This is a genomic window from Enterobacter sp. SENG-6, assembly GCF_001605945.1.
In the GTDB taxonomy this organism is placed as follows: Bacteria; Pseudomonadota; Gammaproteobacteria; order Enterobacterales; family Enterobacteriaceae; genus Enterobacter; species Enterobacter cloacae.
In genome coordinates, this window is record NZ_LOMM01000003.1 from 37,997 (window position 1) to 63,068 (window position 25,072).

22 protein-coding genes are annotated in these 25,072 nt (G+C 47.3%); 14 read left to right on the plus strand and 8 right to left on the minus strand.

The genetic code is table 11. From position 1 onward, the window contains the following. The first annotated feature begins 209 nt into the window (after positions 1-209). Positions 210-2,252 (plus strand): oligopeptidase A, encoded by a 2,043-nt coding sequence (prlC, locus tag AX755_RS01745; protein WP_013099196.1) that lies wholly within the window; start codon positions 210-212, stop codon positions 2,250-2,252. Between the two features lie 7 nt (positions 2,253-2,259). Further along, positions 2,260-3,012, plus strand: a complete 753-nt coding sequence (rsmJ, locus tag AX755_RS01750) for a 16S rRNA (guanine(1516)-N(2))-methyltransferase RsmJ (RefSeq protein ID WP_044159163.1) — start codon at positions 2,260-2,262, stop codon at positions 3,010-3,012. 91 nt (positions 3,013-3,103) lie between these two features. On the opposite strand, the gene uspA is transcribed toward rsmJ, so the two are convergent. Then, positions 3,104-3,541, minus strand: a complete 438-nt coding sequence (gene uspA, locus AX755_RS01755) for a universal stress protein UspA (RefSeq protein ID WP_003861223.1) — start codon at positions 3,539-3,541, stop codon at positions 3,104-3,106. Between the two features lie 282 nt (positions 3,542-3,823). Here uspA and uspB point away from each other — a divergent pair, with 282 nt between their 5' ends. Further along, entirely contained in the window at positions 3,824-4,159 is a 336-nt protein-coding gene (gene uspB, locus AX755_RS01760) for a universal stress protein UspB (protein WP_003861224.1), read from the plus strand. 43 nt (positions 4,160-4,202) lie between these two features. Here the strand turns inward: uspB and AX755_RS01765 are convergent, their stop codons facing one another. From AX755_RS01765 to pitA, 3 genes are all read right to left on the minus strand, one after another. Further along, positions 4,203-4,610: a hypothetical protein gene (locus AX755_RS01765; RefSeq protein WP_062856189.1), complete on the minus strand. Its 408-nt coding sequence runs from the start codon at positions 4,608-4,610 to the stop codon at positions 4,203-4,205. Beyond that, positions 4,588-4,977 carry a polymorphic toxin type 44 domain-containing protein gene (locus AX755_RS01770; protein WP_048972534.1) on the minus strand — a complete coding sequence of 130 codons (390 nt, stop codon included), beginning with the start codon at positions 4,975-4,977 and terminating at the stop codon, positions 4,588-4,590. The genes AX755_RS01765 and AX755_RS01770 overlap by 23 nt, the downstream gene beginning before the upstream one ends. A 175-nt stretch (positions 4,978-5,152) precedes the next feature. Further along, on the minus strand, positions 5,153-6,652 hold the full coding sequence (gene pitA / locus AX755_RS01775; protein ID WP_013099193.1) for an inorganic phosphate transporter PitA: 1,500 nt from the start codon (positions 6,650-6,652) through the stop codon (positions 5,153-5,155). Between the two features lie 228 nt (positions 6,653-6,880). Between pitA and AX755_RS01780 the strand changes: the two genes are divergently transcribed. The 8 genes from AX755_RS01780 to AX755_RS01820 all read left to right on the plus strand — a co-directional run bounded on the left by AX755_RS01780 (position 6,881) and on the right by AX755_RS01820 (position 18,203). Beyond that, positions 6,881-8,083 (plus strand): NAD(P)/FAD-dependent oxidoreductase, encoded by a 1,203-nt coding sequence (locus AX755_RS01780; RefSeq protein ID WP_044159598.1) that lies wholly within the window; start codon positions 6,881-6,883, stop codon positions 8,081-8,083. A 142-nt stretch (positions 8,084-8,225) separates the two neighbouring features. Continuing rightward, positions 8,226-9,068: a TnsA endonuclease N-terminal domain-containing protein gene (locus AX755_RS01785; protein WP_000090707.1), complete on the plus strand. Its 843-nt coding sequence runs from the start codon at positions 8,226-8,228 to the stop codon at positions 9,066-9,068. Continuing rightward, entirely contained in the window at positions 9,055-11,178 is a 2,124-nt protein-coding gene (locus tag AX755_RS01790) for a transposase (RefSeq protein WP_000351437.1), read from the plus strand. Before AX755_RS01785 ends, AX755_RS01790 begins: the two co-directional genes overlap by 14 nt. Further along, a complete protein-coding gene (locus tag AX755_RS01795) occupies positions 11,178-12,626 on the plus strand; it encodes an ATP-binding protein (RefSeq protein WP_001049180.1) in 1,449 nt (482 codons plus the stop codon). The genes AX755_RS01790 and AX755_RS01795 overlap by 1 nt, the downstream gene beginning before the upstream one ends. A gap of 40 nt (positions 12,627-12,666) precedes the next feature. Then, positions 12,667-14,223 carry a TnsD family Tn7-like transposition protein gene (locus tag AX755_RS01800; protein WP_001324699.1) on the plus strand — a complete coding sequence of 519 codons (1,557 nt, stop codon included), beginning with the start codon at positions 12,667-12,669 and terminating at the stop codon, positions 14,221-14,223. 11 nt (positions 14,224-14,234) lie between these two features. Continuing rightward, on the plus strand, positions 14,235-15,161 hold the full coding sequence (locus AX755_RS01805) for a hypothetical protein (RefSeq protein WP_062856190.1): 927 nt from the start codon (positions 14,235-14,237) through the stop codon (positions 15,159-15,161). Positions 15,162-15,513: 352 nt separating this feature from the next. Next, positions 15,514-15,813 (plus strand): helix-turn-helix domain-containing protein, encoded by a 300-nt coding sequence (locus tag AX755_RS01810; protein WP_001097216.1) that lies wholly within the window; start codon positions 15,514-15,516, stop codon positions 15,811-15,813. A 563-nt stretch (positions 15,814-16,376) separates the two neighbouring features. After that, the gene (locus AX755_RS01820; RefSeq protein ID WP_062856191.1) at positions 16,377-18,203 is read left to right on the plus strand and encodes an AAA family ATPase; all 1,827 of its coding nucleotides are present in this window, start codon (positions 16,377-16,379) and stop codon (positions 18,201-18,203) included. Positions 18,204-18,371: 168 nt separating this feature from the next. Here the strand turns inward: AX755_RS01820 and copM are convergent, their stop codons facing one another. The 4 genes from copM to silR all read right to left on the minus strand — a co-directional run bounded on the left by copM (position 18,372) and on the right by silR (position 21,700). Then, positions 18,372-18,722 carry a CopM family metallochaperone gene (gene copM / locus AX755_RS01825; RefSeq protein ID WP_000647571.1) on the minus strand — a complete coding sequence of 117 codons (351 nt, stop codon included), beginning with the start codon at positions 18,720-18,722 and terminating at the stop codon, positions 18,372-18,374. A gap of 147 nt (positions 18,723-18,869) precedes the next feature. Next, positions 18,870-19,301 carry a silver-binding protein SilE gene (gene silE / locus AX755_RS01830; RefSeq protein WP_000790485.1) on the minus strand — a complete coding sequence of 144 codons (432 nt, stop codon included), beginning with the start codon at positions 19,299-19,301 and terminating at the stop codon, positions 18,870-18,872. A 244-nt stretch (positions 19,302-19,545) separates the two neighbouring features. Next, positions 19,546-21,027 carry a copper/silver sensor histidine kinase SilS gene (gene silS / locus AX755_RS01835; RefSeq protein ID WP_000555736.1) on the minus strand — a complete coding sequence of 494 codons (1,482 nt, stop codon included), beginning with the start codon at positions 21,025-21,027 and terminating at the stop codon, positions 19,546-19,548. Next, positions 21,020-21,700 carry a copper/silver response regulator transcription factor SilR gene (silR, locus tag AX755_RS01840; protein ID WP_000697968.1) on the minus strand — a complete coding sequence of 227 codons (681 nt, stop codon included), beginning with the start codon at positions 21,698-21,700 and terminating at the stop codon, positions 21,020-21,022. Before silR ends, silS begins: the two co-directional genes overlap by 8 nt. A 189-nt stretch (positions 21,701-21,889) precedes the next feature. Between silR and silC the strand changes: the two genes are divergently transcribed. From silC to silB, 3 genes are all read left to right on the plus strand, one after another. Beyond that, positions 21,890-23,275 (plus strand): Cu(+)/Ag(+) efflux RND transporter outer membrane channel SilC, encoded by a 1,386-nt coding sequence (silC, locus tag AX755_RS01850; RefSeq protein WP_000475506.1) that lies wholly within the window; start codon positions 21,890-21,892, stop codon positions 23,273-23,275. A gap of 27 nt (positions 23,276-23,302) precedes the next feature. Beyond that, positions 23,303-23,656: a cation efflux system protein CusF gene (gene cusF / locus AX755_RS01855; protein ID WP_001246155.1), complete on the plus strand. Its 354-nt coding sequence runs from the start codon at positions 23,303-23,305 to the stop codon at positions 23,654-23,656. Between the two features lie 113 nt (positions 23,657-23,769). After that, positions 23,770-25,062, plus strand: coding sequence for a Cu(+)/Ag(+) efflux RND transporter periplasmic adaptor subunit SilB (gene silB / locus AX755_RS01860; protein WP_000157620.1), 1,293 nt, complete (start codon positions 23,770-23,772; stop codon positions 25,060-25,062). Positions 25,063-25,072 lie beyond the last annotated feature (10 nt).

A 25,072-nucleotide genomic window follows, 5' to 3' on the forward strand; every position in this document is an offset into this window, starting at 1 on the left:
GAATGTGTTCCGGGTAGTCAACGTAGGCCCGATAAGCGTAGCGCCAGCGGGCAAAAATAGAGCGTATCGCCACAGTATACAGAAAAGTTTCCACGGCCGCGAAAGCGCAACGCCCGGCATTGAAATCCTCTACACTTAACCCCATTACTGAACCATATGCATAGCGCCGGATGCGCGCTTCATTCATCAAATTCAACAGGACAGCGTTTATGACCAATCCATTACTGACGCCTTTTTCGTTGCCACCGTTTTCTAAAATCCTCCCTGAGCATGTGGTTCCAGCCGTTACGCAAGCGCTGGACAACTGCCGCGCGGCGGTAGAAAGCGTGGTCGCGCAGGGTGGGCCGTACACCTGGGAAAATCTGTGTCAGCCGCTGGCCGAAGTGGATGACGTGCTGGGGCGTATCTTCTCCCCGGTAAGCCACCTTAACTCGGTAAAAAACAGCCCGGAGCTGCGTGAAGCCTACGAACAAACCCTGCCGCTGCTCTCCGAGTACAGCACCTGGGTCGGCCAGCACGAAGGGCTCTACAAGGCGTATCGCGATCTGCGCGACGGCGACCACTATGCCGAACTGAACACCGCACAGAAAAAATCCGTCGATAACGCCCTGCGTGATTTCGAGCTTTCCGGAATTGGCCTGCCAAAAGAGAAGCAGGTTCGCTACGGCGAAATCGCGGCGCGCCTGTCTGAGCTGGGTAACCAGTACAGCAACAACGTGCTCGACGCCACCATGGGCTGGACGAAGCTGATTACCGACGAAGCAGAGCTGGCGGGTATGCCGGAAAGCGCACTGGCGGCGGCAAAAGCCCAGGCCGAAGCGAAAGAGCAGGAAGGTTTCCTGTTAACGCTGGATATCCCAAGCTATCTGCCGGTGATGACCTACTGCGACAACCAGGCATTGCGTGAAGAGATGTACCGCGCCTACAGCACCCGCGCCTCCGATCAGGGGCCGAATGCCGGTAAGTGGGATAACAGCCCGGTGATGGCGGAAATTCTCGCCCTGCGTCACGAGCTGGCACAGCTGCTGGGCTTTGACAGCTACGCGGACAAATCCCTCGCCACCAAAATGGCCGAGAACCCGCAGCAGGTGCTCGATTTCCTGACCGATCTGGCGAAACGCGCCCGTCCTCAGGGTGAAAAAGAGCTGGCCCAGCTGCGCGCCTTCGCCAAAGCGGAGTTCGGCGTGGATGAGCTGCAGCCGTGGGACATCGCGTATTACAGCGAAAAACAGAAGCAGCACCTCTACAGCATCAGCGACGAGCAGCTGCGCCCGTACTTCCCCGAAAACAAAGCCGTTAACGGCCTGTTCGAAGTGGTGAAACGCATCTACGGCATCACCGCCAAAGAGCGTACTGATATCGACGTCTGGCACCCGGACGTGCGCTTCTTCGAGCTGTATGACGAGAAAAACGAACTGCGCGGCAGCTTCTACCTCGATCTCTACGCGCGTGAGAACAAGCGTGGCGGGGCGTGGATGGATGACTGCGTCGGCCAGATGCGTAAAGCCGACGGTTCCCTGCAGAAGCCGGTCGCTTACTTGACCTGTAACTTCAACCGCCCGGTCAACGGCAAGCCGGCGCTGTTCACCCACGACGAAGTGATCACCCTGTTCCATGAGTTCGGTCACGGTCTGCACCATATGCTGACCCGCATTGAAACCGCAGGCGTGGCCGGTATTAGCGGTGTGCCGTGGGATGCGGTCGAGCTGCCGAGCCAGTTTATGGAAAACTGGTGCTGGGAGCCGGACGCGCTGGCGTTTATCTCCGGCCATTACGAGACCGGTGAACCACTGCCGAAAGAACTGCTGGATAAAATGCTGGCAGCCAAGAACTACCAGGCGGCAATGTTTATTCTGCGCCAGCTGGAGTTCGGCCTGTTCGACTTCCGCCTGCACGCCGAGTTTAGCCCGGAGCAGGGGGCAAAAATCCTCGAAACCCTGGCCGAGATTAAAAAGCAGGTCGCGGTTATTCCAGGGCCAACCTGGGGCCGCTTCCCGCACGCGTTCAGCCACATCTTCGCGGGCGGCTATGCGGCAGGTTATTACAGCTACCTGTGGGCCGATGTCCTGGCGGCGGATGCTTTCTCTCGCTTCGAAGAAGAGGGGATTTTCAACCGTGAAACCGGTCAGTCGTTCCTCGATAACATCCTGACCCGCGGCGGCTCAGAAGAGCCGATGGAGCTGTTCAAACGCTTCCGTGGCCGCGAGCCGCAGCTGGATGCGATGCTTGAGCATTACGGGATCAAAGGCTGATTGCTACGTGAAGATCTGCTTAGTGGATGAAACAGGCGCCGGAGACGGCGCCTTATCTGTTCTGGCCGCCCGATGGGGGCTGGAGCATGATGATGACAACCTGATGGCGCTGGTGATGACGCCAGAGCATCTCGAATTACGTAAACGCGACGAACCGAAACTCGGCGGGATTTTTGTCGATTTTGTCGGGGGCGCGATGGCGCACCGGCGCAAGTTTGGCGGCGGCCGCGGTGAGGCTGTTGCCAAAGCCGTCGGCATCAAAGGGAGCTATCTTCCGGACGTGGTGGATGCCACGGCGGGGTTGGGGCGCGATGCGTTTGTGCTGGCGTCTGTCGGCTGCCGCGTGCGGATGCTGGAGCGCAACCCGGTGGTGGCCGCGTTGCTGGATGACGGCCTGACTCGTGGTTACGCGGACCCGGAAATCGGCCCGTGGTTGCAGGAACGTTTACAGCTGATCCACGCCTCCAGCCTGACGGCGTTGACCGATATCACCCCGCGCCCGCAGGTGGTCTATCTCGATCCGATGTTCCCGCATAAGCAGAAAAGCGCGCTGGTGAAAAAAGAGATGCGGGTGTTTCAGTCGCTGGTGGGGCCGGATCTGGATGCGGACGGCCTGCTTGAGCCTGCCCGTCAGCTTGCAACGAAGCGGGTGGTGGTGAAACGCCCGGACTACGCGCCGCCGCTGGCGGACGTTGCGACGACCAACGCGGTGACCACCAAAGGGCACCGGTTTGATATTTATTCGGGTACGCCGGAATAAAAAAGCCGGGTGGCGGCTTCGCCTTACCCGGCCTACGTTCAGTGCCATTTGTAGGCCCGGTAAGCGTTAGCGCCACCGGGCTTTTTTGCACTTACTCGTCTTCTTCGTCACGCAGCGGAACAATCAGCATATCCACGTGAACGGTGTTGATCAGCTGACGCGCTGAGGACATCAGCTTGCTCCAGAAGTCCTGGTGATGACCGCAAACCACCAGGTCCATATCGTATTTCTTAATCGCATCGACCAGCACCTGGCCCAGATCGCCGCTACCGCTTAAGGTTTCAGTGATCGGGTAACCTGCGTTGGTGGACAACTCGCTCAGGGCGTGGTGTGTCTCTTCGGAGATGCGTTTTTGCATATCGCCGAGATTCACGTCGATCAGACCGGTATAAAGGTCGGAGTAATTCACATCAACGTGAATCAGCGAAACTTTCGCGTTGTAAGGGCGTGCCATGGATACTGCTTTATCAACCAGCACTTTGCTCTCCGGGGAGAGGTCTACCGCGATGAGAATGTGTTTGTAAGCCATAGTGTTACTCCTTCCTTAAGTTATCGATGACTAAACAGAAAGCCGTCGTCTGATGCTTTCATTACGGCCCAGTTAAACATATTTTTCAAGCTTTGGTGTTGATAACGATTAACCTTGTGGCAAAAAAATTAACGGATCTCCTACACTATTTAATGAACCGTTCGGATATTAAAACGCGAACCGGATCGACTTTTGGTCATTCTTTCACTGAACTGTCTGTCAGGGCATTGGGGTGCGGTAGCTCAGAAGCCTTGCTTCGTGGGCGGACGCCGGGGAGGATGTATGATTAGCACCGTCGCATTGTTTTGGGCGTTATGCGTAGTTTGCATAGTGAATATGGCGCGCTACTTCTCATCGTTACGTGCGCTGTTAGTGGTACTTCGTGGTTGCGATCCGTTGCTTTATCAGTATGTGGACGGTGGAGGGTTCTTCACCTCGCATGGACAGCCCAGCAAACAGATGCGCCTGGTCGGGTATATCTACTACCAGCGCTACCGGGATCATCACGATGAAGAGTTTATCCGCCGCTGCGAGCGCCTGCGTCGCCAGTTCATCTTGACCAGCGCCCTGTGTGGTCTGGTCGTCGTCAGTATGATTGCCTTAATGATTTGGCACTGAGTATTACAGCAGGCGGGGTAAGCCCCGCCTTCTTTCATCTGGCTCAGGGCTTAACTGAGAACCGGAGATCGGTGATATTGTTCTCAATCGAAATAACCTTCCCGCTATAGGCAATTTTCACTTCCCCGCTTGTATCAATACTGGCTGAGGTAATCGTGCCTGTACCTTCGATGATCGGATACTTCATAGCAAGCTGATGGATAATGTCAGTATCTTTCCCTGAGAGCGCCCCCGAGAGGTAGTAACGGTAGATTGTTGGTACGGTTGTGCCACCCTGATTGTTCACGGTCATATAGAGCCAGACGCTATCGGATAATTTATAAACGCGCTGTAGCTCATCGCTTTTTCGCTGATTGGGCTGATGGTTTAACCAGAGAAATCCAATGACCAGAGCCAGAAGCGAAACGGTAACAAGGCGATGAGTCCATTTAATAGCCGTTTTGAATGGCATACTCGATTCCTTCTCTGATGTTGCGTTGGTCCGTTGGGTCGTCTCCGTAAGGCGGCTTTTCGTACCATTTTCCCCATTTCGGTTTTGAGGTACCTGCCCGGCCTTGAGCCCAGCCTGCCCCCATAAGAAGGATGGTTGCAGGGATACCTGCCGCAGTACCGGCGGCTCCGAAGTTGAAGTTACCAAATGCAGCAAAATATGGGTCGAATTTTTTATAATCCCAGGGCCCGCCATTTCGGACTTTTTGATAGAACCAATAATACGTTGAGGGCGTGGCCATATTGCGTGACATTCCATTAAGGCGTGCCTCACGCATATTGTTCGCTATAACGATTGAACCCGGTCCTGAAATAGGGACAGAAGCCATACATTCTCCTTTGTCTGGATGTTTCTTCTGGTCGCCATGATAGTTTTTTTTGTGTTTTGAACTTGAGCAAAAAATGTTCAGAAAATCCTCATGTTATCTAATACCTCATGACAAATAGCAGCCATAAAAAAAGCGGGTCAGTTTCCTGACCCGCTTTTTTGTCGCCTTCAGCCGATTAAATCAGCTTCAGCGCAATCCAGTACAACCCACCCGAGAGCAGGATAGACGCCGGAAGCGTAAACACCCAGGCCATCAGAATGTTGGTCACGGTTTTGCGTTGCAGACCGCCGCCATCAACAATCATGGTACCTGCCACGGACGAAGAGAGTACGTGGGTGGTGGAGACCGGCATACCGGTGTAGCTTGCCAGACCGATAGAGACCGCCGCCGTCATCTGCGCGGACATGCCCTGCGCATAGGTCATGCCTTTCTTACCGATCTTCTCGCCGATGGTGGTTGCCACACGACGCCAGCCAATCATCGTACCGATACCCAGTGCCAGCGCGACAGCCATGATGATCCAGATTGGCGCGTACTCAATGGTGTTGAGCATATCGCTTTTCAGTTTCTTCAGCAGACGCTTGTCGTCAGCATTCACGTCTGGCAGCTTCGCGACTTTGTCGGTCACGTCAGAGATGCAGAGCATAATGCGACGCAGCTGACCACGTTGCTCAACGGCCAGTTTGTCGTAGCTTTCGATATCGCCCAGCATGCCTTTCGCACGTTCCAGCGCGTTAATCGCGTTTGCCGGGTGGCAGTGGAACTCGCCCGGCGCGGTGGTCGCACCCGCTTCAGGAGACGGGATCAGCTGGTCAACGCCGGTCGCTTTTTTCAGCAGTTCAGGGTGCTGCTGGAAATAGGTTTCAACGTTATTGACCGCATCACGGGTACGGGTGATTTCATAACCGGAGGCATTCATGTTAACCACGAAGCCCGCCGGTGCAACGCCAATCAGAACCAGCATCACCAGACCGATGCCTTTCTGCCCGTCGTTCGCGCCGTGAGAGAAGGCCACGCCGATGGCGGAAATGATCAGGGCGATACGCGTCCAGAATGGTGGCTTTTTCTTGCCGTCTTTCTTCTCACGCTCTGCTGGCGTCAGGTGGATACGCGCACGTTTTTTCGTGTTGCTCCAGTAGCGACGCAGGATGAAAATCAATCCACCCGCAACCACCAGACCAACGATAGGGGAGATGATCAGAGAACCGAAAATACCCAGTACTTTAGGCAGGTTAAGCGCATCAACAACCGAGGTGCCGGTCATCAGGGCGTTGGTTAACCCGATACCGATAATGGCGCCGATGAGGGTGTGAGAACTGGATGCAGGCAGGCCGAAATACCAGGTACCGAGGTTCCAGATAATTGCAGCAAGCAGCATTGAGAACACCATAGCGAGGCCATGGCCAGAACTTACGTTAAGCAGCAGATCCGTTGGCAGCATATGCACAATGGCATACGCAACGCTCAGTCCGCCCAGAAGGACACCAAAAAAGTTAAATACCGCCGCCATAACGACCGCCAGTTGCGATCGCATTGCGCGAGTGTAGATAACCGTTGCTACTGCGTTTGCAGTGTCGTGGAAGCCGTTGATCGCTTCGTAAAACAGTACAAAAACCAGAGCAAGCAATAATAAAAGCCCGGTATGTAAATCCAGGCCGGCAAACAAATGTAGCATAGGACGTTACGCCATTTTGAGGACATGAACGCGGCGCATTATCCAGGACAAATGCGCGGCGGGCAAAGTGAAATATAGACTTTTTTTGACATACCACCTGATTTGGGAAAAGTGCCTGAAAGGATATTCTTTAAATTTCAATGAAATGGCTTTGTAATATCTTTTTACGCTGGTGTGACCACAGAGGAAACTTTACAATCCGCGGCAGTGAACAAAGAGGGTTTTGACGTGGAAAGGTTTGATGCCGTGGTAATTGGCGCCGGTGCGGCGGGTATGTTTTGTGCGGCGATGGCCGGACAGGCGGGTCGTCGCGTGCTGCTGCTGGATAACGGTAAAAAGCCTGGGCGCAAGATCCTGATGTCTGGCGGCGGGCGCTGCAACTTTACGAACCTGTATGTCGAACCTGCGGCCTATCTGAGCCAGAACCGCCATTTTTGTAAATCTGCGCTGGCGCGTTATACCCAGTGGGATTTTATCGATCTTGTGGGTAAGCACGGTATCGCGTGGCATGAGAAGACGCTGGGACAGCTGTTCTGCGACGACTCCGCGCAGCAGATTGTCGATATGCTGGTGGCCGAGTGCGAGAAGGGCGGCGTGGTAATGCGCCTGCGTACAGAGGTGCTGGACGTATCCCGCGACGAGCAGGGCTATACGCTGCAGCTCAACGGCGAAAGCGTCAGCGCCGATAACCTGGTCATTGCCAGCGGCGGTCTGTCGATGCCGGGACTGGGCGCCTCGCCGTTCGGCTATAAAATTGCCGAGCAGTTTGGCCTGAAAGTGCTGCCAACGCGTGCGGGACTGGTTCCTTTTACTCTGCACAAACCGCTTCTGGAACAGCTTCAGACGCTTTCTGGCGTTTCTGTTCCTTCCGTTATTACCGCCGAAGACGGAACGGTGTTCCGCGAAAACTTGCTCTTTACCCACCGCGGCCTCTCCGGCCCGGCGGTGCTACAAATCTCCAGCTACTGGCAGCCGGGCGAGTTCGTCACGGTTAACCTGCTGCCGGAGTGCGATCTGGATGCGTTCCTCAATGAACAGCGTGCGGCGCACCCGAATCAGAGCCTGAAAAATACCCTCGCGATGCAGTTGCCGAAGCGTCTGGTAGAGTGTTTGCAGGGGTTAGGGCAGATCCCGGATGTTTCCCTTAAGCAGCTTAACAGCCGCGAGCAGGAGACGCTGGTAGAGACCCTGACAAACTGGCGCGTGCAGCCCAACGGCACCGAAGGCTACCGCACAGCGGAGGTCACGCTGGGCGGTGTCGACACGAATGAGCTCTCCTCGCGCACGATGGAAGCGCGCAACGTGCCGGGCCTCTACTTCATCGGTGAAGTGATGGATGTGACCGGCTGGCTCGGCGGGTATAACTTCCAGTGGGCGTGGGCCAGTGCCTGGGCGTGTGCGCAGGCGCTGGCAGATGTCCGAGGACAATAAAGTTGTACACAAAGCACTAAAGTTGTAACCATTCTCAAAAAACGACGCTAATGTTGTATACTTACTGAATGTGTGGTTATAGGGTTGGAGACTATAAAATGCACATATAGGTACGTATCAATGTCGTTTTTAGGGTACGATCATGGCTAGGGGTAGGCGTCTCAAATCCTATTTGGATTATGAAAATGCGCTAGGTGACGGCATAGGAGTGGGCTATGGCCAAAGTTATCAGCCTTGGCTTAGAGCTCAGGACGTTAAATCCCGTGGAAACCGTTCGATAGTCTTTGGCCTTAAGACGTTTCGAAACCATCATCTCCTTTCTTCTGTCGAAAGTAACTTTTTCTATCTGGCTGAGTTTAATGACTCGGTGATTGATATCCGGGAACAATTCCCACTCTTTCCTCTCCGGCTTACCCAACAAATAGCAAATCATCTACATTTTCAACATCCTATGGTGAGGGGAGTAAGAGGAGTACCTGTCGAAGTTCTGAATGTTATGACAACCGATTTTTTACTGACCTTGAGAACTCCTGAAGGCGGACTTCGATACAAAGCTATAGCAGTAAAACATAACGAGAGCATACCTGAACGCGAAGCCCAAAAACTTGAAATAGAGAGGATGTTTTGGCAGTTGATTGATGTTGAGTTTCAAATTTATGTTGGCTCGGAACTCAATAACGTCGTCGGTAAAAACATTTGCTGGGCTACTTCTGTATTAAGAGATGGTTCTGAATTTTATGATAAATATCCTCTTGATAAAATCCTATGGAAGCTTAAACCAGATGTTTATCCCATAGTAGGGCTACGTGCAATGATTTCATCAATCTTTGGGGTAGATGCACAAGAAGCGATGATGTTATTGCAGGCAATGATTGGATTAAAAATGATAAATGTTGATTTATCATATCCAATACTCGAAACCGGTCTGATAAAGATAATTTCCAATGACCACTATATAGGACTGAACGCAAATGGATATTATTAGGAATTCAGTCTGGCTCTCTCAAGGCACTGATTTGCTTGCAGAGGGACTTTACCGTGTTTTGGATTTTGACAGAAAGGTCGATTTGTTAATTTTGTTTAAAATAAAATCAGAAAGAACGGGTAAGCCAATCCCTTTCTCATTTTCAATGTTTAAATATTATATTGAATCAAATAGCATAACTTGTAAAGATTATATATATCCTTCATATATGTTAGTAGATGAGAAAGAATTAACAGATAAAGACAGAGGAAGGCGAGATGAAAATTACAATATCATTAAAGATCTTGTAGATGACAGAATGTTTCTGTTCGACTATGCATTACATAAAAAGTCGCACCTTTTAATGGATTACTCAAGAAATAAAAAAATATCACAATATACTATCAGAACGCTTCTGGCGTTGTATTGGCGACATGGGCAGGATATTTATGCATTGCTACCCGCATTCTCGAACTGTGGCGCCGCTGGGAAAAGTAGAATCAAACATGAAATTAAACTTGGGAATTCCAAAAAAAACAGAGCATTACCTAATGAACGATCACGTGTTTTCATTCTTAATGAAAGAGATATAAATAATATTAGAAAATCTCTCATTACGTATCATTATAAAGTTAACGGAGATACGATAAAGAAAACATTAGAGAGACATATTGATTTGTATTTTAGGGATGAAATTAAAACAGCAAACCTAGAAAATAGAGCTCCATATGTTCCTTCTTTAAAACAATTTTCATACTGGAATAAAAAACTCTTCACTAAAGATTTCTCGATAAATAAGAAGAACACGAAAAAAGAAATAGACCTCAAAATGCGGGCGCTTTTAGGTAGTGTGGCTAATACAACTGTTTTGCCGGGTGATGTTTTCGAAATAGACTCAACTGTCGCTGATGTACATCTTATTTCGAGTTTAAACAGACGAAAAGTCATTGGGCGTCCTACTATTTATACAGTGGTGGATCGTGCAACAAGAATGATTGTTGGCCTTCATGTTTCTTTATACCATGCTTCATGGCGAGCCGCCCGACAAGCGTTAGCAAATTGCTTTATGCCAAAAAAAGAATATTGTAGATTATTTGGAATCTCTATTACTGATGATGATTGGCCTTGTTCTCACATTCCATTAACATTGATGTGTGACAACGGGGAGATGATTGGTCTTAAACCTCAGGAAGAGATGACCCCCCTGACAAAACTTGAGTTTGCGCCAGTCGGTAGAGGCGACAGAAAAAGCATTGTTGAACGCTGTTTCGGCATTCTGAATGATGAGGTTATTCATAGGCTTATTGGAACAACACGAAGGGGAAAGATTGTTAAAGGAGAGCCAACACCGCAATCCAGGGCTTGTTTAACGATTCAGGAGGTCACGTCTTTACTGATTCGGGAGATACTTGCACATAATCAGAGAACGTATGAGGAACTGGCTTATATCAATCCCTTACTGATTGAAAATGATCTCGTAATATCACCAAAAAATAGTTGGATGATAAGCTTAAAGCACGGGAGATTCAGCGCAAGAGCCGTTGGGGCCGACGAAGTGATCGCACGATTGTTAATCCCTGTGAACGCTAACATTACCGCCGGTGGGATTCAGTACAATAATCTTTTTTATGAATGTGATCCTGAAATTGCATCAGGTGTCAGAGTATTTGGAAGAACCACTTGTGAAGCAAGAATAGATGACAATTGCGTAGATTATATATATGTAAGATTTGACAAAAATAGCATTTTCAAAAAACATTACCTACTTAAGAAAAGAGATGTATTTAAAGGGAAAGCTCATCTTGATACAGATGTAATGGCTGATTGGGTAGATACTCAAAAAGAAATTAATTTATTTACTCTGGATTCGCTCAGCAATATCAATAATAAAGATGAATTTAACAGGAAAGGTAACGAAAGATTAAATGAAATATACGAATCTCGCCGGGTACATGGTAAAGATATTAAAAAGAACAGGAAAAATGAACTTGATTCATTAGGGCGAACTCATGTTGCTAATGGAAGATCTGAACCCCTACTTCCTTCATCCAGTAATGTTCTGCTTTTGCCTGGCCGGGAGGAGAAACAAAGATGGTTAAAAGGTAAGAAGAAGACTGAGGACGCAGAATAATGAATCTTATACGGCGCGTTTCAGCGATATATAAAGAACAGGAGTTACCTGAGTATCGTGGCAATCCCTTAATTGAAGCACTTCCTGAAGCGCTTACGGAAGATGAAGTACTTCTGGAAATGAGTTATTTCCCCGAAATTGACGAAAAAATCCGCTGGACTGCCCCGGCGAATGTTAGAGAGCAGTATGTCGAACGTATAAAGAAATTCCGTTGCCCTCAAACCAATCTTATCCAGGCTTATAAGATGATCTTACGGGCACTTAGGGAAAGCTATGCAGCTCGTAATCCTTTAAAAAGCGGAACAATTCAATATCTTCATTACTATGGAAATGAGCGTCCTGATATTGAGCCAGAAAGTGGATATTTTAAATCCCAGGCTGAAACTATTACGATAGTTGGAATGAGTGGTTCTGGAAAAACTACCATGATTGAGCAAGTCATGGATCATTTCCCTCAGATTATAGAACACAGCAGCTATAAAGGAGTTTTTCCCGGCTTCAGTAAGCAAATTGTATGGGTAAAGATTAATTGTCCATACAATTCAAGTGTGAGAGACCTTTGTGAAGAGATTTTACAAAAATTAGATGATGCAATTGGTATTGAACGAACTACACCTGAGATTAGAAATGGTGCTCTGGCTCGCCAGATTGCACAAAGAATTAAATCATCATTTTTGGGTATCCTTGTTATTGATGAAATGCAGAGGCTTAAATTTTCAAGAACCGGGGGTGAGAGTAAGTTGATTGATTTTTTACATGAAATTGTAGATTCCATGGGGGTATCTATGGTTTTTTGTGGAAATCATCCTTTTGACGAGACGCTGACAAAGAAAATGAGAATTGCCAGGCGGGCAGAGTCTGGTGGTTACATGAAAATTAAGAATGTTAGATACGATTCACAAGACTGGCAATCGTTTATTCATTATTTATGGCCATTACAATGGACAAATGTTGAAACTCCATTAAATGATGAGTTAAACGAAAAATTATTCATTTTATCTAAAGGCAATATTGGATTGGCTCAGATGATTTATCGGGGGGCACAATTAAAGGTTATCGGTAGCGGCAATGAAATCATCACTGGCGCAGTCTTGTCGGCCTCTGTACCGGTACTCGTGAGTCATACGGAGGAATATAAGGATACTCCACTCCCGGGGGCCGCGACTGAAGATGAGGAAGCTAAATGGCTCTCTGCATCTAATGAGGGTGATGCTTCGGCTAAAATCATGGCAGAGAAGTCCCTAAAGTCTTTGATCCCTGGGGATATAGACAGGCCACAGCACAAGGAATTCGTAGGAAAAATAGACGAGGTTTTGCGCAATTTCGACGAGAAAATACTGTCTCTTGACCACGATCTTGTTATCAACAGAACAGCTGAAAAGAAAAATACCTACGATGCTCTTCAGCGTTGCGGGCTTATAAATATAGATCCACTTAATAAATTGTAATGAGGTAACAGTTCGTAACGGTCAAAGAGAGGTGTGGGAAATGAGAATGTTGCCTGTTTTGCCTGATGAATCCTTGTTCAGCCGGTTTTGTCGGACAACTACCGTGTACGGTATGTCCCCATCTTCTCTGTTAACGATCATTTTCAACAAACCTGATATGAACGTCCATCCAATTCTCAATTCAGGATTAAAGGCTATTTCTCTTCATACATCCGAAAGTGCAGATCAGCTCTGGCATGAACAGACTTTACTCCCTCTTTTTGCCTGGGCACTACCAATCAGTCGTAATGAAATTATGGATTTCAACACGACCCCTGCCAGGCTTAATCGATTGTGCCGCCTTAGTAATTTTTCACTAGGGCAGCGCACACTATTGAAGTTTTGCCCGGTTTGCGCTCGTGAAGATACTTTTCATTATGGTGTTACTTATTGGCATCTGGCGCATCAGCTTCATGGGGTTACAACCTGCCATCGGCATCCGGTAGCGCTTGAAAGCATCCATGTCCCTTCTTCACCGCACATACGTATTGGACTGATGCCTCCTGTTTCGTATACAGAACAACTTAGCAATGAGATAGACTTCGATTTTGCTAAGTTTTGTTATGAGTCCCTAAATATAATCAGAAGAAAAGATATTACACACCCCAATTACATGGATGTACTTAAAAAGTTGAATTTATTATCATTGGATGGAAATTTAAAGAAAAATGTATTCTACGCACATGTTTATGCTAAGTGCCAGTTATTTGGGGAGGGTTCATCGGGACTTATACCAACATCCCTAACTGATTATCATTACTGGGAGCCTATACTCAAAGACAAATGTTGTCAGCATCCCACAAAGCATCTTTTGCTTTGTTATTGTTTGTTAAATACTTGCTGGCCAACGTATGCAGGAAGTCGTACTAATAAAAAGAAAGAAATCTTTAAAAGTCATAAGAAATACAGTTTTCATATAGTTGAAAATAATACTAGTGTTAGCAACCTTGGGAAGGAATTTAGTCGCAGCAGATGTTACATTAAAACACTTATTTATAAAAAATACCTGAGGGCGTTTAAGCGAAACACAAAAATTAATATATTCACTGAATTGCTTATCAAGTCTATGGCTGTAAGGGGGTTTAGTCTGGCATCCATAGCTGAGAAAAACTCATTATCGGAAGGAGCTGTATCCTCTGTAATTTCATCTTGTTACGGTTTATGCTCATGGCGTAAAAAATGTAAAAAAGATTCTTTAAGACGGCGTCATAAGCAGAAAATATTAAGATTTATACATAATCAATCCGTTTCTATAACACGAAAGTTAGTCAAAGAAAGTTGTTATGCAAGTTTCTATTGGCTAAATAAACATGAATGTGACTGGCTTAATTCCTGTCTTCCTAAAACAATACGATGCTATAAAAATAAAAGAGTAGACTGGAGCGAGAGAGATATTATCTCATCATCATTAATAAATGATGTTTTATCTCAGGGGCAGTACTCGATGTCACTTACAAGTCTAGATGCTTTACTGGGAGGGCATGGCTGGCTTTTGAAATACAGAGATAAACTACCAATGACAATGATACTTCTCAGAAAAATGGAACTAATTAAATAAGAGGGAGTTATATGGTTTACGAAAATGAATTGTGGCACAGTTTTCTTCTGCGTTCACAGATAATGTATAACTTATCCAATTGCAGGAACATAATATCAAAGCATGGCGCACTAAGGTACGATGCCTTTCCTCGTTTCGAACTGATTGATATGTACAAATTGCATAGCTTGCAGGATATATATGACATTCTTGCCACTAGAAATGGTTATATACTAACTTCCAATATAGTGTCGTTATCTTCTGGTGTTTACGGGTATTTTAACGCTGTTGAAGATGCCTGTCGGAAAAATTTTCACATAACTAATTCATATCCATTGGTAAACATCTCAAACATTCGTTACTGTCACAAATGTATTGTTGAAGATATACACTCTAAAGGCATTGGTTATCTGCGTCATAGATGGTTGTTTGAATCTAAATGTGCAGTTCATAGTACCAGTTTATATGAGGTTTGTTTTGATAACTATTTGAATGCAGTGAAAGGACTTAGTGACTTAATTATAAGTGGAATAAATCCTCATGGTTATTGTTCCCTTGTGGTTGACGTTTCAAACCCTTTCAAAAATCCAGTGTATATATTACCATGTGCACGTAATAAAATTTTAAAATGGATTTCGGACAATAAAAATATGCTGATTTACTTTCTCTTTGATCTCTTCAAATGTAAGTCGCATTCAAGTTTATCTAAGGTTATCGAAGTCAAGATAATGCATGATAGATATATTTCTGCGGTGTTCAAGATGTTAAGTGAAGTTAATTTTTGTAATTTCAACTCATTTATTTCTGATATTTTTGAGGACGTAAGTTATGCCTCTATCGGACTTGATGATTATTCTGTTAATGTGCATTTTCTCAGGCTAAGGGCTGCAGATTGTAAATTTTGCCAGTTGAATGGTAAATATTTTTGCTCACTTTACTATGTAAAACTTCTTCGCTAATTTCACTTCATTTATAAAATACTAAGAAAGCTAGTTAGATAAGGTTTTATATTTTGACTGGGGCAGGAATAAATTATCACTCATAGAGTTTCCCTGGGGGTTACCACCTGTGTATGATGCCGGTTAGCAACAACGTCTAAAAGACCTGCGATCACGTGGGTCCCTCTCCAGCAAAGGGGCAAGGGGTGCTATATAACGGTGTACTGCTTACCCAATACGGCCTTGTATTTGAAAGATGCCGCATCTTGGCAGGATTCGTATTACAGCCTATAGTCTGTTAATGAGCATTACAGCCTATATGCTGTAAATCCCTGCGTTATGCTTGTTAACTCGTCGATACGGAAGGTCACTTATGAACACTCAATACGCTTTGAAGACTTTGAATCAGTTACGTCCTGTTTTAATCGGCTTTCGCAAAGCCAATGGACTGACGCAAAAAGATGTTTCTGAACGTTTGGGTATAACACAGCAAACTTATGCCCGACTAGAGGCCAACCCTGCAAGTGCGGGTTTTGAGCGTTTGTTTAGGGTGTTCAGCGTCCTTGGAGTGGAGATCGTACTTTCATCCAGGGAACCATTGTCAGATGCAAAGCCCGAATACGGAGCTATGCACAATTATTCTTCACTTCCAGCCAGGCGGGAGAAATGGTGACGCCTGGCGCTTCCCGGTCTAATTTTTCTTCAACAAGATTAACCCCTTAGCGGCCTGAAGTATCAGGTTGCGATAGAGCCTTTCATTTCTTCTGTTATGTTAAATACACCATTTTGAGCTATTTCGCTCGGCCTTAAATTATCTCTTCATTCTTCAGTGAAAATTTTATGTCGATCACATTATCGATGAATTTAGGAAATAATCCGTAAATGAAAATCTATCTTCTTTTAAATTCATCAGTGTCAGTAGCAAATATTACGCATAAAAGAATGGTTATTATTATCATTTAAATTATAAAGCTCATGAGTCAATTCCAAAAAATATAATAAGCATTGAAATCATTACCCGTGATTCTGGAGTTTTAACTTTGCCATGTAACCAACCACAAGTTAGTTTCCGGTGTTTTGAGGGGCAGTAAAGTTCTGAAAGCGCGACCAGATCATAATCCCGAAATGTCGTTAAGATATTCTGAATAACGGTTATCCCTGCTTGTTGGCAGGCATTTGAAAATATATTTTGTATTCAGGTTGCAGCAAAACGCTTTCTTACACACAGGACTTCATATGCGGCTCAGAAAATTAAAACTGAAAAACTTCAGAGGCTACAGAAACTCTACTGAAATCATTATTGATGAAAGCATGACGGGTATTGTCGGTCGTAATGACTTTGGGAAATCAACGCTTCTGGAAGCGCTGGCTATTTTTTTTGAAACAGAAGGAATGAAGGCTGACAAGAATGACATGAACTGTTTCAGCCTAAGAGAAGGGGTCGGCCGTTTTGAAATAGCCTGTGAATTTGATGACCTGCCCGATTTTATCATGATCGACGACAGGGTGCAGACCACGCTCGCCTCAGAACATCTGCTGAATGAGGACGGCAATTTTGAAATCGTCAAAACGTTTAAAGCAACGACCTCAGGAAAACCGGAGCAGACCTGCATCCGCTGCATCCACCCGGATGAGGAGCCCCTGAGAAATTTACTGGGCATGAAAATTTCTGAGCTCAAGGCGGTGGGAAAAGAAGTTGAAAAAAATGTGGCGGATAAACGCACTGCATCGTTATGGCGTCAGGCCATCAGGGAAGCCGCAGCCCCCTATACCTGTTCGGAAATTATGCTGGATGTCGATAAAGAGTTCGGAACCGACACAAAATCATTATGGGGTAAGATCCTCGATTTGCTGCCCACGTATGCGATTTTCAAAGCCGACAGGGAAAGCAGCGACGGGGATTCCGAAGCTAAAAACCCCTTACAGCAGGCCGTAAAAGACGCTCAGGCTGCGCTGCAGGACAAAATTACAGCGCTGGAAAATGAGATTCAGGACAGCGTCCTGGATGTCGCACAGAGAACGCTGGATAAATTACGTGAAATGGCCCCCGAACTCGCCAGTGAACTGACTCCACGATTTAAGGAGAAACCCAAGTGGACCTTCAATTTCACCCTGGACGGGGAAAATGGCATCCCCATCAATAAGCGCGGCAGCGGGATAAGGAGGCTTATCCTGTTGAATTTTTTTCGGGCTGAGGCTGAAAAGAATGTCGCGGGGACGCCCAGAAATGTGATTTATGCCATAGAGGAGCCTGAAACGTCACAGCATCCGAACTATCAGATGATGCTGATGAAAGCGTTACTGGCACTGGCAGGCCAGCCGCACCGTCAGATTATCGTCACCACCCATGTCCCGGCGCTGGCCGGATTAATCCCTGTCGAAGGCGTACGTTATGTTACCCGAAATGAGGCGGGTGAACCCGTAGTAAAAATGCCGGATGACGCAGTGCTGAAGGAAGCCACTGAAAGCCTGGGGGTGCTGCCAGAGACCGGTATGGAAAGGGCGCAGGGGATTGTTCTGGTAGAGGGAAAGTCGGATGTTACTTTCCTGAGGCATGCGGCCAGTTCATTAAAACAGTCAGGTGCGCTGCCAGCCTCTCTGGAGGACGTGAAAATAGTGCCAGTCCTCATAGGAGGGTGTGGTAGCGTCAAACACTGGGTTACATTGAATCTGGCCAAAGATCTGGGGCTTCCCTGGTGCGTATTTCTGGACTCCGATATTGGGGGAGACCCTGCACAGGTTCTGTCCATCCAGAAGCGTAAAAAAGAAGTAGAGGAGGCCGGTAAGGTATTTTTCGCTACGCGCAAACGTGAGATAGAAAACTATCTGTGCCCGGATCTTATCGAGGAAATTACTGGTGTAGCCGTCACGTTTACGGACACCTGTGACGCTAAAAAAATAATCGGCCGGGCTGTGGGAATGAAACCCGATAATGTACTAGATAAATTCTGGCCTCAGATGACATCAGAAAGAATCATCTCAAGATCAACCTATCATGACGGAACGCAGGAGAGAAGCGAGCTGGTTGAGATCCTGAGCGACATTGTATCCATGACGAGATAATGTATTAAATAAGCATCTCAGGTGCATATATTCCGGTCCTCAACAAAGGACCGGAGTACAGAGTAGTAAAAACCCGAAATTAATCGGGTTTGAATTATATAAAGATTAACCGACTCCCGCGCCCAGGAACGATGTAAAATCACGCTTGTCGTGACATTTCTACAATGTTTACTTTTGACTATCAAGCCATTTATTCATCTGCTCAATTTCACCTTTTTGAGCTTTAATGATGTCCTGCGCGAGCTTTCTCATTTTCGGATCTTTTCCGTATTTGAGCTCGGTCTCAGCCATTGCTATTGCCCCTTCATGGTGCGCTACCATGCCTTTCGCAAAAGCCTTGTCGGGATCGGACTCATTTACGGCAGCCATCATTTTGTCATGCATGTCTTTCATGCCAGCCATATATTCCTGTGACGAAGCCGAGGTAGACATATCAGTCATTTTCATTTCTGAATGTTCTGCTGAAATCGCTGGCAGGGATAACATTAATACTGCAAATAAAGTGTTTCTGGCTTTCATAAAAAATATCCTTTTAGCGTTGATGCCCGTTAACTGTAGCAGAATCTGATAAAAATGCCCCCTGTAGGGGGCAAAGATGTTGCCATATATCCGGTTACGGAAAAATCTATCAAGGAAATAAGGACAGCACAGATACTTCCCTCGCCGTCAGCCTGCACTGAGCATGCGACGATGCGCTTCGGCCATGGCCTGATGTGGGCCAGACTGACCGTTATTCATAAATTCATGGGCAACTGCAGCTCTTTCATGCTCATTCATTGCCGCTAATGACTTCGACGGCCCGGTAGGGGAAACGGTCTGACTTCCCATCATCCTCTGATGACTTTCCACCATTTTCTGGTGCGCATCCGCCGACCCGTTCGTCATGGTTTCATGAGCAATAATGGCCTGTTCATGCTGGTCCATACCGGCCATACGAGGTGCAGTCCCCTGGATCCCGACAGGAGCCGCAGCAGACTGCATCTGGTGAGCAGGTGCCTGTGCATTGTTGACCCGCTCATGGATATTCACGGTTTCAGTGGCCCAGGCCGAAGAAATTAAGCCAAAGCCCAGCAAGGATGCTAATACGATATTTTTCATGATAACTCTCCATTTCTTAATTAGTGATGTCCGGGGGAGTACAACCGGTGTTTTCAGTTCCATAACTGAAACAGGTTCGGAAGTGTTTATTTCTCCGGGAGGGGACTGGATATTCATTTCCTGGCGTCCACTGACGCCGGATATTGATAAAGCAATCCAGCCTTCCTGATAAGTTGCACTAATTATATCGAATGGCTTCTGTTTGCTGCATGACAGGCTAATGACATCTTTGTCATTTAAATCTTTATTCCCAGCACTGGGTGTCCGGAATCATTTTCTCCAGTCTGGGCACGGATAAGATAAAACGCGTTGAGTGTACGTCCGATTCCACCTGCACTCTTCCGTGATGTGCTTCCACGATTGACTTCACAATCGCAAGGCCGATGCCGCTGCCTTCTCCTTTTCGTTGTCTGGACGGATCCACCCGATAAAAACGGTCAAACAACCTTGATAAATGCTCTTCAGGGATTGGTTTCCCCGGATTTTCAATCACAAGGTCAAAAAAGCTCTCCTGCTCTCTTATTGAGACGGTGATTGCCTGTCCCTCCGGGGTATAACGCAGGGCATTGGATAACAGATTATTGATCGCCCTTCTGAACATTTGTGGATCTCCCTCAACCAGGCAGGGCATCCCGTTAAATTTGAGCGTGATATTGCGTTCTTCGGCCCAGGCTTCGAAAAACTCGAAGACTTTCATGACTTCCGCTCTGAGGTCAAACATGACCCTGTCAGGTATCAGCTGATTATTATCTGCCTGTGCCAGGAACAGCATATCGCTGACCATTTTGGTCATCCGGTTATACTCTTCAAGACTGGAATAGAGGACATCCTCAAGTTCCCTCTGTGTTCGATCCTGACTCAGTGCGATTTCAGTCTGCGTCACCAGATTGGTGATGGGCGTTCTGATCTCATGCGCGATATCGGCAGAGAAATTGGCCTGGCGGGTAAAGACATCCTCAATCTTTCCAATCATATGATTGAACGAGATAACCAGTTGCTCCAGCTCAATGGGAACGCGTGTCGGTTCCAGTCGCGCATCAAGATTCTCGGAGGTGATGTTTTTAATGGCATTGCTGACATTACGAAGGGGCAGGTGCCCCTGACGGACAGCGATTCGAATGATCAGAACAATCAACAGGCTTATCACGACGGCAATCGCAATCAGGTTCTTTTTCAGCGCATCGAGGTAATGGAGATGGAAATTAATGGATAGGCCAGTCAGCATGACATAGTTCTGCTGTTTGCCCTGAAATATCGCCTGACCAGAGGAGGCGATAATCCTGTATGTTTCCATCTTCATTTCGGACCCGGTATCCATCGGTCCCGCAGGATCCTCCACCGTCCAGAGAAAGACATCCCGTGCGCGGCTGTGCTCGCTAAAATCTGCTGAATTCACTGCCGGGCGTAGTGCCGCCCCCTGAGCTGAGCTAAAGAGCACTTCCCCCCTGGGATTGAGGAGCAAAAGGGCAACGTTGCGGTAGCTGGCAATTGATTCCTTTATTTTGCTTATTTTTTTATCATCCGGATCCACCGGGGACTGCAGTATACGGTTCAGTGTGGTGCTGATTTGTTGAAGATCGCTGACATCCTGCTCGGCAAAATGATTTTCAACAGAATGCAGCATAAACCAGGTGAATGCGATAAAAGCCAGTATCGTGGACAGGCTGATAAAAAAGGTCAGCCGCAGAGCGAGTGAGAAAGGGCGTCTGGAAGGTTTGCTATGCATCCGGGACCTCCAGCATGTAGCCCACGCCCCGGACTGTCTGGATCAGCTTTGTCTCGTAATCGTTGTCTATTTTAGCGCGGAGTCGCTTTACTGCGACATCGATCGCATTAGTGTCGCTGTCAAAATTCATGTCCCAGACCTGAGAGGCAATCAGGGAGCGGGGAAGAACCTCTCCCTGATGGCGAATGAAGAATTCCAGCAGGCTGAACTCTTTACTGGTGAGCACAATGCGGTTTCCGGCGCGACTGACTTTTCTGGATACGAGATCAATCGAGAGGTCAGCCACCTTAAACTGGCTTTCCGTGATCATCGTGTTTCCCCGCCTCAGAAGGGTTCTCACCCGGGCGAGCAGTTCGGCAAACGCAAAGGGTTTAACCAGATAATCGTCCGCACCCAGTTCCAGTCCTTTGACCCTATGTTCGATCGTGCCGAGGGCTGTCAGCAGTAAGACCGGCATACCCTTTCCGGCAGTGCGCAGCATGCGGATGATATCCCAGCCGTTCACATCAGGTAGCATGATATCCAGAATGACTAAATCATACTCGGCTGTCATGGCGAGATGATATCCGGTAAGACCATTATCAGCGTGATCCACTACGAACCCTGCCTCTGTAAGCCCTTTGCTGAGATATTCACCTGTTTTAATTTCGTCTTCGACGATCAATATTTTCATCTTGCTCCCCGGCTGGCTGCTAATGTCATTCTATTGCGCCCACGATCGTTATCAACGGATTACAGCAAAAATGACAACATTGTCATTATCCTGTCACCCGGCAAACAGAGAGCGTTAGGTAAAGTACCCCTATCAATACTCTGGACTTCATTTGAACCATTTACCAGGTCTGCCTGGACGAGAAGCGTTATGTTCAAATTAAAATTACTCAGCATTAGCACGATATTCATCCTGGCAGGCTGCGTGTCGCTTGCGCCTGAATATCAGCGGCCCGCAGCACCGGTACCCCAGCAGTTTTCACTGTCCCATAACAGCCTGACGCCAGCGGTAAATGGCTATCAGGATACGGGCTGGCGTAACTTTTTTGTCGATCCCCAGGTTACCCGGTTGATCGGTGAAGCTCTGACTAATAACCGTGATTTGAGAATGGCTGCCCTGAAGGTTGAAGAGGCCCGAGCCCAGTTCAACGTCACGGATGCAGATCGTTATCCCCAGCTGAATGCCTCATCCGGGATAACATACAGCGGTGGTCTGAAAGGTGACAAGCCGACCACACAGGAGTACGACGCGAGACTGGAGCTCAGCTATGAGCTCGATTTTTTCGGCAAACTTAAGAACATGAGTGATGCTGATCGCCAGAACTACTTTGCCAGCGAAGAAGCCCGTCGGGCCGTACACATCCTGCTGGTATCCAACGTTTCACAAAGCTATTTCAGCCAGCAACTGGCGTACGAACAACTTCGTATTGCGCGGGAAACGCTGAAAAATTATCAACAGTCCTATGCTTTCGTTGAGCAGCAGCTCGTGACCGGGAGTACGAACGTTCTGGCACTTGAACAGGCGCGAGGACAAATCGAAAGTACCCGCGCCGAAATAGCCAAACGAGAAGGCGATCTGGCTCAGGCAAACAATGCCCTGCAACTGGTGCTGGGAACGTACCGCGCACTTCCGTCAGAAAAAGGGATGAAAGGCGGGGAGATAGCCCCAGTAAAATTGCCACCAAATCTGTCTTCACAAATTTTGCTGCAGCGACCGGATATTATGGAAGCGGAATATCAGCTGAAAGCGGCTGATGCCAATATTGGCGCAGCGCGAGCGGCCTTTTTCCCCTCAATTACCCTGACCAGTGGTCTTTCCGCAAGCAGTACGGAGCTGTCCAGCCTGTTTACGTCAGGAAGTGGAATGTGGAATTTTATCCCTAAAATTGAAATTCCTATATTTAATGCTGGCAGGAATAAAGCCAATCTGAAGCTGGCTGAAATTCGCCAGCAACAGTCGGTGGTTAATTACGAACAAAAAATTCAGTCAGCCTTTAAGGATGTTTCCGACACGCTTGCGCTGCGCGACAGCCTTAGCCAGCAACTTGAGTCACAGCAGCGTTATCTTGATTCACTTCAGATAACTCTCCAGCGTGCCAGAGGATTGTATGCAAGTGGTGCTGTCAGTTACATCGAAGTGCTGGATGCAGAACGTTCCCTCTTCGCTACCCAGCAAACCATTCTCGATCTTACCTATTCCCGGCAGGTTAACGAAATTAATCTGTTTACCGCGCTGGGTGGCGGTTGGGTAGAGTAAATTTATTTAATTAATCAGGAAATTAAAATGCGTAATTCACTTAAAGCCGTTTTATTTGGTGCCTTCTCTGTCATGTTTTCTGCCGGTCTTCATGCTGAAACACATCAGCATGGCGATATGAATACTGCCAGTGATGCTTCGGTACAGCAAGTTATCAAGGGCACCGGTGTCGTTAAAGACATTGATATGAATACTAAGAAAATCACCATTTCGCATGAAGCAATTCCAGCGGTGGGCTGGCCTGCAATGACCATGCGCTTTACTTTTGTTAATGCAGACGATGCTATTAATGCCCTGAAAACAGGCAACCATGTCGATTTCTCGTTTATTCAGCAGGGCAATATCTCCTTACTCAAAAGCATTAACGTGACGCAGTCCTGATTGGCTGTCCGGAGCGATTACATCCTGTGCGCCTGTACATTCACATAGGTATATGTGTGAGTTAACCGTCAGGCGCATATGCCAGGTGTTTTGATTTTTTAGCGGAAAATTGTATGGCTTCTTTAAAGATAAAATATGCTGCAATAATTATCAGCAGCCTCATAGCAGGGGGGCTGATATCGGTTACTGCCTGGCAGTATGTAAACTCAGCACAAAAGACAGAAAAAACAGAACAAAAGGCACCGGAACGAAAGGTGCTTTTCTGGTATGACCCAATGAAACCGGATACCAAATTTGATAAACCCGGAAAATCGCCCTTTATGGATATGGACCTGGTGCCAAAATATGCTGATGACAGTGGCGATAAAAGCAGTGGCGGGATCCGTATCGACCCAACCCAGGTTCAGAATCTGGGATTAAAAACGCAAAAAGTCACGCGAGGAATGCTGAATTATTCTCAGACAATCCCGGCTAATGTCAGCTATAACGAGTATCAGTTTGTTATTGTGCAGGCGCGTTCTGACGGGTTTGTCGAAAAAGTCTACCCCATGACGATTGGCGATCATGTGAAGAAGGGGACGCCACTTATCGATATTACCATTCCGGACTGGGTGGAAGCACAGAGTGAATTCCTTCTGTTATCCAGCACCGGTGGTACTTCCACGCAAATTAAAGGCGTTCTGGAACGGCTTCGCCTGGCAGGTATGCCGGAAGAGGATATTCAGAGACTGCGTTCTACCCGGAGCATTCAGACCCGTTTTACCATTAAAGCACCTATTGATGGTGTCATTACTGCATTTGACCTGCGCACCGGCATGAATATTTCGAAAGATAAGGTGGTGGCTCAGATTCAGGGAATGGACCCGGTCTGGATCAGCGCTGCAGTGCCAGAATCTATCGCCTATCTGCTGAAAGATACGTCGCAGTTTGAAATTTCGGTACCGGCTTATCCGGATAAAACATTCCATGTCGAAAAATGGAATATTCTTCCCAGCGTGGATCAGACAACCCGTACGCTTCAGGTCCGTCTCCAGGTTTCTAATAAGGATGAGTTTCTCAAGCCGGGCATGAATGCCTATCTGAAACTGAATACCAGAAGCCAGGAGATGCTGCTGATACCAAGCCAGGCCGTTATCGATACCGGCAAAGAACAGCGCGTGATTACTGTTGATGATGAAGGCAAGTTTGTGCCGAAACAGATCCACGTTCTGCATGAGTCACAGCAACAGTCCGGCATCGGCTCCGGCCTGAATGAAGGCGATACCGTGGTGGTCAGTGGCCTGTTCCTCATTGACTCTGAAGCCAATATTACGGGCGCACTGGAACGTATGCGCCACCCTGAAAAAACAGAAAGCAGTATGCCAGCAATGTCTGACCAGCCTGTAAATATGCATTCAGGGCACTGAGGAGACGACG

Coding starts and splice junctions, on each gene's coding strand:
- silR (WP_000697968.1), bottom strand. CDS start 21,700: ATGAAAATATTGATCGTCGAAGACGAAATTAAAACAGGTGAATATCTC.
- AX755_RS01805 (WP_062856190.1), top strand. CDS start 14,235: ATGGTTTACGAAAATGAATTGTGGCACAGTTTTCTTCTGCGTTCACAG.
- AX755_RS01785 (WP_000090707.1), top strand. CDS start 8,226: ATGGCTAGGGGTAGGCGTCTCAAATCCTATTTGGATTATGAAAATGCG.
- cusF (WP_001246155.1), top strand. CDS start 23,303: ATGCGTAATTCACTTAAAGCCGTTTTATTTGGTGCCTTCTCTGTCATG.
- pitA (WP_013099193.1), bottom strand. CDS start 6,652: ATGCTACATTTGTTTGCCGGCCTGGATTTACATACCGGGCTTTTATTA.
- AX755_RS01795 (WP_001049180.1), top strand. CDS start 11,178: ATGAATCTTATACGGCGCGTTTCAGCGATATATAAAGAACAGGAGTTA.
- AX755_RS01800 (WP_001324699.1), top strand. CDS start 12,667: ATGAGAATGTTGCCTGTTTTGCCTGATGAATCCTTGTTCAGCCGGTTT.
- AX755_RS01810 (WP_001097216.1), top strand. CDS start 15,514: ATGAACACTCAATACGCTTTGAAGACTTTGAATCAGTTACGTCCTGTT.
- silC (WP_000475506.1), top strand. CDS start 21,890: ATGTTCAAATTAAAATTACTCAGCATTAGCACGATATTCATCCTGGCA.
- AX755_RS01790 (WP_000351437.1), top strand. CDS start 9,055: ATGGATATTATTAGGAATTCAGTCTGGCTCTCTCAAGGCACTGATTTG.
- AX755_RS01770 (WP_048972534.1), bottom strand. CDS start 4,977: ATGGCTTCTGTCCCTATTTCAGGACCGGGTTCAATCGTTATAGCGAAC.
- AX755_RS01765 (WP_062856189.1), bottom strand. CDS start 4,610: ATGCCATTCAAAACGGCTATTAAATGGACTCATCGCCTTGTTACCGTT.
- silS (WP_000555736.1), bottom strand. CDS start 21,027: ATGCATAGCAAACCTTCCAGACGCCCTTTCTCACTCGCTCTGCGGCTG.
- uspA (WP_003861223.1), bottom strand. CDS start 3,541: ATGGCTTACAAACACATTCTCATCGCGGTAGACCTCTCCCCGGAGAGC.
- uspB (WP_003861224.1), top strand. CDS start 3,824: ATGATTAGCACCGTCGCATTGTTTTGGGCGTTATGCGTAGTTTGCATA.
- copM (WP_000647571.1), bottom strand. CDS start 18,722: ATGAAAGCCAGAAACACTTTATTTGCAGTATTAATGTTATCCCTGCCA.
- prlC (WP_013099196.1), top strand. CDS start 210: ATGACCAATCCATTACTGACGCCTTTTTCGTTGCCACCGTTTTCTAAA.
- silB (WP_000157620.1), top strand. CDS start 23,770: ATGGCTTCTTTAAAGATAAAATATGCTGCAATAATTATCAGCAGCCTC.
- AX755_RS01820 (WP_062856191.1), top strand. CDS start 16,377: ATGCGGCTCAGAAAATTAAAACTGAAAAACTTCAGAGGCTACAGAAAC.
- silE (WP_000790485.1), bottom strand. CDS start 19,301: ATGAAAAATATCGTATTAGCATCCTTGCTGGGCTTTGGCTTAATTTCT.